This window comes from Collimonas silvisoli (assembly GCF_018305005.1).
Classification (GTDB): Bacteria; Pseudomonadota; Gammaproteobacteria; order Burkholderiales; family Burkholderiaceae_D; genus Collimonas; species Collimonas silvisoli.
On the sequence record NZ_JAGQEG010000042.1, the window covers coordinates 35,901 to 45,633 of the forward strand.

11 protein-coding genes are annotated in these 9,733 nt (G+C 56.7%); 1 reads left to right on the top strand and 10 read right to left on the bottom strand.

Features of this window, described 5'->3' with window-relative positions; all coding sequences use genetic code 11:
* Positions 1-13: 13 nt before the first annotated feature.
* From KHU33_RS26790 to KHU33_RS13210, 10 genes are all read right to left on the bottom strand, one after another.
* Positions 14-229, bottom strand: coding sequence for a DUF6760 family protein (locus KHU33_RS26790; protein WP_329956052.1), 216 nt, complete (start codon positions 227-229; stop codon positions 14-16).
* Positions 178-561: a hypothetical protein gene (locus KHU33_RS13170; RefSeq protein WP_230414243.1), complete on the bottom strand. Its 384-nt coding sequence runs from the start codon at positions 559-561 to the stop codon at positions 178-180. The genes KHU33_RS26790 and KHU33_RS13170 overlap by 52 nt, the downstream gene beginning before the upstream one ends.
* Positions 562-629: 68 nt before the next feature.
* Positions 630-1,076: a phage tail protein gene (locus KHU33_RS13175; protein WP_211463563.1), complete on the bottom strand. Its 447-nt coding sequence runs from the start codon at positions 1,074-1,076 to the stop codon at positions 630-632.
* A 138-nt stretch (positions 1,077-1,214) separates the two neighbouring features.
* Complete coding sequence (locus KHU33_RS13180; protein WP_230414244.1) at positions 1,215-2,858, bottom strand: phage tail sheath C-terminal domain-containing protein; 1,644 nt, start codon at positions 2,856-2,858, stop codon at positions 1,215-1,217.
* Between the two features lie 20 nt (positions 2,859-2,878).
* Positions 2,879-3,463, bottom strand: coding sequence for a peptidase associated/transthyretin-like domain-containing protein (locus KHU33_RS13185; RefSeq protein ID WP_211463564.1), 585 nt, complete (start codon positions 3,461-3,463; stop codon positions 2,879-2,881).
* Positions 3,460-4,089, bottom strand: coding sequence for a DUF4255 domain-containing protein (locus tag KHU33_RS13190; RefSeq protein ID WP_211463565.1), 630 nt, complete (start codon positions 4,087-4,089; stop codon positions 3,460-3,462). Before KHU33_RS13190 ends, KHU33_RS13185 begins: the two co-directional genes overlap by 4 nt.
* 14 nt (positions 4,090-4,103) lie before the next feature.
* Positions 4,104-4,907: a hypothetical protein gene (locus tag KHU33_RS13195; protein ID WP_211463566.1), complete on the bottom strand. Its 804-nt coding sequence runs from the start codon at positions 4,905-4,907 to the stop codon at positions 4,104-4,106.
* Positions 4,908-4,974: 67 nt separating this feature from the next.
* Positions 4,975-5,712 carry a hypothetical protein gene (locus KHU33_RS13200; protein WP_211463573.1) on the bottom strand — a complete coding sequence of 246 codons (738 nt, stop codon included), beginning with the start codon at positions 5,710-5,712 and terminating at the stop codon, positions 4,975-4,977.
* Positions 5,713-5,723: 11 nt separating this feature from the next.
* Positions 5,724-6,104, bottom strand: a complete 381-nt coding sequence (locus KHU33_RS13205) for a hypothetical protein (RefSeq protein ID WP_211463575.1) — start codon at positions 6,102-6,104, stop codon at positions 5,724-5,726.
* 84 nt (positions 6,105-6,188) lie between these two features.
* Positions 6,189-6,605 carry a hypothetical protein gene (locus tag KHU33_RS13210; protein ID WP_211463577.1) on the bottom strand — a complete coding sequence of 139 codons (417 nt, stop codon included), beginning with the start codon at positions 6,603-6,605 and terminating at the stop codon, positions 6,189-6,191.
* Between the two features lie 504 nt (positions 6,606-7,109).
* Here KHU33_RS13210 and KHU33_RS13215 point away from each other — a divergent pair.
* The coding region (locus KHU33_RS13215) for an eCIS core domain-containing protein (protein WP_211463579.1) at positions 7,110-9,733 on the top strand (2,624 nt) is incomplete at its 3' end.

Genomic DNA, 9,733 nt, shown 5'->3' on the forward strand with positions numbered 1-9,733 from the left:
AGTACCGCTGCGCTCAACTCCTTCCCGCAAGTTCTAAGCTACTCCCGTTTTTTTGCCGTTCGTCCGTATTCATCACTTTGTTGATTTTGCTGATTTCCTCGCACCAGCGGCGCCGCTCGGCATGTTCCATTGCCAGGATCTCCCCGTAAGACCAGTGAAAGTGATAGGCGACGAAGGCTATCTCTGCGTAAAGCTGGTCGGCAACTGCGGGGAGTCCGGCTTTCCCAATCCGCCCTGCGCCTCCATCTGCAGCACGTTGTCTTCGCCGCCGACTTGGTTGATCTTGTTGTACAGGCTCTGCAAGAAGGAAAAATCCGCCGAAAATAATTCTTCGACCACTTTGGTGGTGATCATGTCCAGACTGCCGAGCCGGACGATGACGCGCGACAGGACGATCACGATCAGATAGGCCGGATTGCTTTGCACCCGATGGTCCTTCAACGGCAAAATCTCGTCCCCGGCGGTGGCCAGCCGCATCACGCCTGTGCGATGCAATGTGCCGTCGCTGTCGCGATAGCCGATCGGCAGGGTGAATTCCTTTTCCATACTGATGACGTGCATGCTGATTACTCCTTGATTACTCATATCGACCTTGTAGGCTGGAGCACCATCCCAGCCTGCCCCTTCGTTCACGACACGCGTGTCATGTATTCCATCGTCAATTCAAACGTCTCGACCATCACTTCGCTGCTCGCGGCGTTGAGGCCGGTGCTTTCGTATTTGCTGGCCCAGGCGTTGATGATGTTCCAGCGGGCCTTGTCGACGCCGCCGGCGTCCATCAGAATCAGCGACACGTTCTTTTGCGCACCCTTGGCGCCGGAGCCTTGCGACGAGACCAGTTGATACCAGTTATACAGATCCATCGAGTCGGTCAGGCCCTTTTTCAGGCTTAGCTTGCCGTAGCTGGTCAAGCCCGAAAACGAGCGCTTGTACACCGGATCGGTGCCTTCCCGATATTCCACCGTTTCCACCGTGCTGTCGGGCACACTTGCCTCGGAAAACGCGGCAATCTGGATGCCCGCTATTTCCACCCGAAAGCGAAAACCGCGGTAGGGATCGGTTAATGTCGTTGCCATAGTTGTTCTCCGCAATCAGTCGTCATTAAGTTGGTCATTCCATTTCCAAATCAAATGCGAACGCGGCGCGGGCCTGCAGGCATTGCGCCAGTCAGGCAGGCGCCGACAACCAAGTGCACGTTTGATGTGGACATGGAATCAGTTTCCGGAGTCCGGCGCGCTGGTCTTCTGCGTCATGCGAATAATGACAAATTCGGCCGGGTACACCGCCGCCAGGCCGATGTCGATATACAACTGCCCCAGCATGCGGGTTTCGGGCGGGTTATTGGACGCGTCGCACGTCACGAAAAACGCTTCCGAAGCAGTGGCGCCGAACAGGCCGCCCTGTTGCCACAAAGTCGTCAGGAAAGCGCTGATGTCGCGCGTGACCGACGACCACAGTTGCTGGTCGTTAGGCTCGAACACCACCCACTGCAAGCTTTGTTTCAGGCTCTGCTCGACATAGATGAACAGGCGGCGCACGGCGATGTAGGTCCATTCGGTATTGAGCGCGAGCGTGCGCGCGCCCCAGATCACGTTGCCGTAATTGATGAAATTACGGATCGCGTTGATGCCTTCCTGGTTGAGTTGATCCTGATCGGCGTCGGTGATCGATTGATCCAGCAAGACCGCCGTCATCAACGCACCGTCGCTGACCCCGGCCGGCGACTTGTAGACGCCGACATTGGTGTCGGTATACGCGTAGCGTCCCAGCACCGGCCCCGACGGCGGGATCGGCACATTGGCATTGGCAATCGGGTTATAGATATAGACCCAGGGATAATAAATCGCGCCGAAGTCGGAATTGAGGGCATTGGGATTGCCGTTGGGAGCGGTGCCCTGCCCCGATTTGAACGACAGCATATCCTGAAGGTTGAGGCCGAACGGCGGATCGATGACATAAAACAGGCTGCGCAATTTCTCGCAAAACCCCAACCCCAGATTGATCAGTTGGCCTTGCAGCGACTGCGACGGTTTTCCGCCGTTATCGGTGGCGGTCACCGTGTCCGGCACCGATAGCAGGCTGAGCCCCTGCACCTTGGCCAGGAGATCGGTAGCCGCATTCAGGTCATAGACCGGAGCGGTTCCTCCGGTAAACAAGGTCGGGCCGCTGTTAGGCGGACGCGTGCCTGTGGTCGCGCTGGCGCTGACCGGCAGGCGCACGAACATCGAGTTGCTGTTGATCTTGGCCGCCAGCGGGCTGGGTTGATCGGCGATGCTGGTCAAGCTGTTGGCGGTAAAGCCGTTGAACTGTTCCAGCACGTAATACTGCTTGCTGTTGATGGTTTTCGGCGACAGGTTGTTTTCCAGTACGTATTGCTGCAACAACTGATTCGGCATCGTGGCGGTGGTCGTTGCGATCACGGCGGCGTCGACCAGAATGGTGACGTTGAATACCGGCGTGGGCGGCGGCGACTTCACCGTCGGATCGGTCGCGCTGCCGTTGCTGATCATGATGTTCAACACATTGCCCCAGGTTCCGGGCGTGACTGCGCTGAAGACCAGGGGCGAGGCCTTGCCGGTCGCAGCCTTGGCGTTGGCGCTGTCGGTGGCGCGCACGATGTAGCAGGCGGTGCCGCCTTCGTTGAAAAACTCGTAGACTGACCACGACACCATCGCATACCAGGCAAGGTTGCCGAACTGGCGCTGGTACGCATTCCAGCTCGTGATCAGCGTCGGTTGCATGAACGGACCGGTTTCGGTGACGCCGACGAAGGCCGCGGTCGAGGTGGATGCGCCTTGAATGCTGCGGGTGCTCGGCACTTCCTGGATGTAAATGCCGGGATGATTATAGGTGGCCAAGATAGTTCTTTCCTTATGGATTAACTTATTTCAATGTCGACGCACTGCGTGGTACCCGGCTGCACACTTAACTGCTTCCGCACGTTTGCAAATCCAGCCTTGCTAAAATTCAGGTCGACGGCGGTGTGCGCCGCCAGTTTGCCGGTCAGGGCCAGCGCGTAACGGCCGTCGTAACGTCCATAATCGGATGACCGGGTGGTTTGACGCTTTGGCCTGGCGCGTACATTCTGATAGCTGGCGGCGACGTCGACGCCGGGCACGGGTCGACGCTGTGCGTCGACCTGGAAAATTTGCCCGCGAATCAGGGTTGTCCCTTCCGGATAGGGATAGAGCGGGCTTGGAGCCAATGTGCAGGCGATGATGGCGTCAGCCAACGGCTCGCGGAGCGGCACTTGCAATGCAATCCGTTGATCGAAGAAGACATGATTCTCGCAAAGGATCGTCAATTGATACGCGCCGTCGTCAAGGTCGCTAAACGCGTAAAAGGCCTGTGCCTTGCTCAGCGGCAGATACGGCTTGTCGTTGAGCAAAAACCGTACCGCGACGCCCACCGCAGGCTGCAGACTGAAGCCGTCGATCAGTTGCACCACCGCGCTGAGCTTCACGTTGCGCCCTTGTGCAGAACGCCGTCGAGCGGCCGCTGCTCCGCGTGCAAATCGCCCTGGATGACCATATTGCTTTGCCATGCATCGGTGGACGGAATCCGCACCGGCGACAACATATAGAGCTTGGTGAGTTTGTAGGCTTTGTTCGGAAACCCGCTCCAGATATTGTGCAGCGTCGCGATCGAGCTGGTGTCGGGCACGATCGGAATCGCCTCATTGCCGCTTTGCTTCAATACCGGATGCAGCCATTCTCCGGACAGCGCAGGTATTTCGTGAAACAGCCTGACCAGCTTGTCCACCAGCACCAGTTCCAGCTCGGCGGAACGGGCGTAAGGCACCATCATGTACAGCAGATCGGCCACCAGTGGCGGCGGCGTCACCGCCAGCGAATTCCGTGCATCATCGGCGCCCTGCCGACGAGTCAGGGTCGGCGGCAAATTGCGCAGGTAGGGATTGATTTCCAGGTTATAAAGATACAGCGACAGCCGGGTCTCGCCCTGGCTGTCGATCTCCGCGGGTGAGTCGAACACCACCGCCGACTCGGGCCGCAATTCCGCAATATGATCGCGAATCAACGATCGCAACGATTCGCTGACGCAGCGCAGTATCTGACCGTTATCGACCATTTCCGGATGCTTCCTCAGAGTGTGAAAACGGTGTCGGTCTGACTCACGAGTTGCGGCTGCCGGTTGCCGACATGCGCATACAGGCTGACATTGCTGTCGCAAGTCGTCTTGAGGTAAATGTAAGGCAAATCGATCGGCTCCCAGATAATATAAGCCAGCAAGAAGAAATCCAGGGTCTCGGCCGAACTTGTATTTTTTGCGGTCTCGAATACGATTTGGCGGCTGTTGTAAGTCAGGGAAGCCAGCGGCACGGAACCTTTGGCACTGGCCATCCGGATACCCCCCGCTTCGGAAAATATCGGCCCCAGACTCCAGGTCGCCAGGCCCAGGCCCTTCTTGGTCGAGAGTTCCAGGCTGATCCTGTTGCCGGGAGCGGCGCCCTGGACGGTAACCAGTACGCCACGGGTATTGCTTTCCGGATTGCGCAGCACCGCGCTGATGCGTCCGTTGCGCCACTCCATCCCGCGCTGCGCCCCGAAAAACGCCATTACCGTAGCGTCGTTATTGAGTGTGCAATAGCCCTGCAAATAATCGACGCCGGGCGTCACGCGCAGGAACAGGGTCATCGTAAACGCGCCCAGCGAACTGTTGTCGCTGGAGGTGCGGATGGCAAGCATTCCTTCGTTGAATTCGATTTTCTGGATACAGGATTGCGGCTGCCCCGAGGCGTTCTGGGCTGCCACGGTAAAGCCCATGCTGTCGCCCGATAGCGCCCCCAGGGACCAGCTCGCACCCAACGTTGTAAACGTGAAGTTGATATTGGAATTGGGCGCGACATTATTGAATATCAACACAACCGGCATTAGCTCTTGAATCATCGATAACCTTTTGGTGTTTTACCGCGATCCCATTCGCCCGCGGCAACCGCGGCGCGATACCCAGACATCACTCCAGATCCACCCCGAACGAACTCAAACCGACGATACTGCTGCGGTCGCAGCGCGACTGCAGGGTCACGCTTGCTCCGGGCGGCAAATCGACCCGGCCCTGTAAATGCAGTTGATCGGTACGTACATAAAGGTTGATATTGATCTCGCTGCAATCCTGATAGGTTTCCAGGATCATCTCGCGCGCATTAATCAGGAAACTACGGAGATAAAGAGCGGGATCGGTACCGGCCGCGAAGCTCAAACCCACCATCCGGCTATTTTCGCCGCCCTCGCTCCAGATCGCCTTTTGGTCTTGGCGGATCGATAAAAATGCTTTGCTGTTGGCACGCAGATTGCTGAAAGTGAGACTCATTTGCCGAAAGGTATCGACCTCCTTGAAGCAGGTCTCATTGAGCGCATGCATGGGATTTGCCAGCAAATGCGAATGCAGGTGCCGCATCTCCTCGGGCGAAAGCGCCTCGGCTTCGCTCTTGATCTGCGCCATCATCGACGCCGCTTGCTCCTGCTGCACCCGGAGCAGGAGCAGCTCCGTGTTCGGAACCGGCGCAGCGGCTTGCGGTTTCGCCTCTGGATCCGGTGCGGCCGATGCCGGCGCGGGCGTTGGCGCTGCTGCCTCTAAGGCTGCGGCTGGTGCAGCCGCCTGCGGCAATGGCGTAGCGCCGGCTCCTGCCTGATCAGGCTTGGCTGCTTTCTCAGGCACCTTCGACGTGCCGCTTTTCTTTATGTCATCCATGTCGACGACAGTCAGCTCGAAAACGAAATCGTGGTATCGCCAACGTTAAGCTGGCCCGAACTGCCACCCGATACGCTGTAGTACCCGATCACGGTCACGTCCGAATAGGTAAAATTCACCTTCATGCTAGCGCCGCCCGGGATCACAGGCACCATGACCTTGACACCCTGGGTATCGCCGGAGGGATTGGGACCCGCAAGCAGATTGATGCTTTTTTCCTTGACATTCAGATACTTCAGCGGCGGCGTATATTCGCTGCTGTTATAGGGTTGAATCTGAATCTGGCCGGCGCTAAGCGAGATGGTGCTGCTGTCGACAATCGTCAACACCGCATTCAAAGGTATGGTGCTGTCAGGTACTTCAAAGCTAAAAGTAACCGAATATTTCTCCACAATAGACTCCTCTCTCCCGGACAAACGAATGAGTGTCCGCACAAGACGGGCACTCATGCATGGCAGCGCTATCAGGCAATCGGCTTACGGTGTCGGCCAATCCAAAGTGACGAAAGTTTGACTGAGTGTGGTCGATTCATAGCCGGAAAAATTGAATGTCACCACCGGCGAGCCATCGTTAGTGGTTTTGATCTTGAATTCAGACAAATTGATATTCGCAACCAGGAAGGAAGACAAGTTAAAAGACACGGTGCCGGTACTGTCGCCGCCAATATTGAGGGTGATCAGCAAGCCGTTAACGCTAAACTGCGTGAGCGGTACCGCAACGCCGCCTGTAGTCTTGATCTGAATACCAGTGGCCTCCGTTTTGGCCGGGTCGCCGGTGCTCCACGAAATTTTATCGTTGGCTTGCTTGGGCTGCAGCTCAACAATAATTTGTTGGGCAACAGCGGCATTTGAGACCGATATTTGGGCGTTCGCGTACTTTAGTTCGCTGCTCATGGTTCTATCCTCATAAAGTGAAAGTTCATAGAGTTAACCAAATCCGACCTTCCGATCATTGCCCACAAGCAACGAATGGCTGGCTAGACATTAGACCTGAGGCAACTTTTTAACGCAACTGTAAGATTTACCAGGTGTGTTGACATTTATTTCAACCAAAATGCCAAAGCCGCGAGCGCCACGAATGAAGCAAAGCGCGAAGCGAGTTTGTCGTAACGCGTATGCGCTCAGATTGCGCTTGAAGCGCTCGCTAATAGCGATTAGCAGAATTCTTAGTTTTTAAGTTCTCAAATAATTCGGCTTTTTCTCATTTAATCCGGATTTCTACAGGCAGCTTGGATTGCTCAAGGAGGTTGCGCGGATCTTGCCCGATCCGCGCAACCCGGCACTGGTGAAGCATCCCATCGAACAAAAACGCACACTCGTGCGGGGCCAACTGCCGTCTCCAGGACTATTGTTAGACCGGCATAACTGACTGCACTAGAAAGAGGGAGAGTAAGTACGATGTCTGAAATAGCGAACGAACCGCCACGCCCAGCCTCACATCGTCGTCACCTGTCGGGTAAGGAAAGTGCTCCTGCGGCGCTTGAGCCGCCAGCGGTTGTCAACGACGATTCGTTGACCGTCATGGGTGACTATCATTACGCGACGAGTCCGATTCGGCGTGGCGCCGACGAAGCGGCGGTGCACAAACCTGAAAATCGTACTGGCTTGCCGGACCATCTCAAGACGGGCGTGGAGCAGTTGTCCGGCGTCGCGTTAGATCATATCAAGGTGCATTACAACTCATCCAGCCCGGCACAAATAAAGGCGCTGGCGTATGCGCAAGGTAGCGTGATCCATCTGGGACCGGGGCAGGAGCGGCATTTGCCGCATGAAGCCTGGCATCTGGTGCAACAGGCGTGCGGCAGGGTCAAGCCGACGATGCAAGCCAAAGGCATGGCGATCAATAATGACCGTGCTCTGGAACGCGAAGCCGACGTCATGGGAGAGCGGGCTAACCGCTTCGTCCCGGCTGCAGGCCGGAGCAATCCGGCAGAACCACATGCCGCACAGGTTGCTGCGGGCAATGCGGCACCGATTCAGGCCGTCTTCGCGCGTGACGAAGAGGCGGCGGGAAAGTTTACGGACCTTGAAACCGGGCTTATATATGATTTTGTCCTGGCAGCGCCCGGCTACATTGCGGTACGACGCGTCGACGACGGTCATATTGTCTATCTGCACCAGACCGCCGACGGACTGCTGCCGTTTGACCAGGATGAAGAAGCGGCGCTGAAGCGGCGCACTATCGATGTCGGCATGAAGGGGATTGTCGAAGAGCCGCCGGATTCTGGCGACTATGTTGACATGGACGAGGGCGGCATCGAGCAGTTTCTGGAGCAGGGATTTGACGAGGAGATTCTTGATTTCGCTTTCAGCCAGGCGGAGCAGGCAGACCTGATCGGGCAGGACGAAGACGAGCAGGAGTACGACATTCACATGACGAGCGAATTTGGTTCGCAGGTTGCGCTGGTGCCTATCGCGCAAGGCGAGTCGGCAAAAGGTTCGGAGCATCAATATTTGTCCGACGATTTGCTGGTAAGCGACGTCAATGTCGGCGACAAGGATCGTCCCGATACGCGTTTCGGCGCTAAACAGGAATCGCATACCGTCGCGTGGGTGCTGCTGCGCCATACCCTGATGACCCAGAATGGGCGCACTGTGCGTCAAGTGGCCGAATTTTTGTTTCATGACATCGACCGGATTGCGGAAATGGAGCAATCAGAGAGTGTGGATGCCCTGTTGCAGCAGGTAGCTAGAATCCCTGAGGCTTTTGAGCGTGGCCGTCTCCCGGTATTTGTCTGGCAGCAGTTGCTCAGCCGGCTGGTGGTGATCTATACGCAGATCTATCAGGCGAGCCGTGCCGCCACGTTCAGAAAAGGCTCGCCCAAGGGCCATGGCGAATCGCATGCAATTGCTTTGCTCAGCGCCGCCCAGGTCGAGGCGGCAGGCGATCAGGTGATCGATGACCCGGACCGGATCGACGCTTTAACCAAGGCGTGCGGAAGTTTATTGGATATCGCCTTCAATCCGTCTCTGGGGGCGGAGGCCGCTTCATTTTCGATTCGGCACTGGATGGCAGCTCTGCAGCAAGTCTTCCCGGCGTTGATGGCGCAGGTTGGCGAGCAATTGACGGGACCGGTGCTGCTCAGGAAAATCCCAAAAAAAACCGCGGAAGAACTGGGGGCGACGTCGGTCAGTGAGCTGCTTGTGCGTTTCGGGCATGTAAAACCTAACTTCAAGACACGTCCCATGCCGAATTTATATCTGGCCAAGGGCAACATCGCGGGCGAGCATTCGATGCAGATTCCATCTGACATCGCGACCAATTTCGTTGCCAATGTCGATGTTGCACCGTTCGAGCTTACCGGTACCGGCACTCTCGAAAAGCTCCCGGTTCAGGTTGATGGCCGCGACGAGCAGGAATTGGAGGTATTTGCCTACCCGGCCGATGCGCTCGAAATCCGAGAGGTCAGTTTGTCCGACCGCGATCGCCCTAAAACGCGTTTCCTGCGAGCGCAGCTGTCGCACACCGTTGCGTGGACCCTGGTGCGCAATATGCTCATGGAATTTTCCGGGAAATCCGCAAGGAGTCTGCTCCACTACATCGGGGAAAGTCTGGAGAAATTGGAGGTGAAAAATGACGACGGCGCGCAGTTACAGACTCTGGCACGGTCTCGGGTGAAGCAGTTATGGGTAGCGCGTTTGCCGCTGCATACCTGGCAGGCGCTGTTGAGCAATCTGATGCGTGTCTATGTGACGTTGAGCCAACTAGCCGAGTCGTCTTCTTACAACGATGTCGGCAGCCTGTCGCGCGCCACGGGGCACGCCGAAGGCTATCACATGGGATTGTTGCGCGTTAACGAGGCACGGATCATCGAGACTGGCAAGCTGTCGCATACGCCGAAGGAAATTATCAAATCCGCCAACGCGCTATTTGATGCGCAGATAGGCGACAAGATGCTCAGCACCGAAGCTTTTGTGACGGCGGCCATCGACTGGATGGGGCATCTTCGCCATCGGTTTCCGCAAATCATGTCCATTGGCGAACAGGATATTGTCAGCGAACTGGCCAAACGCACGGTGCC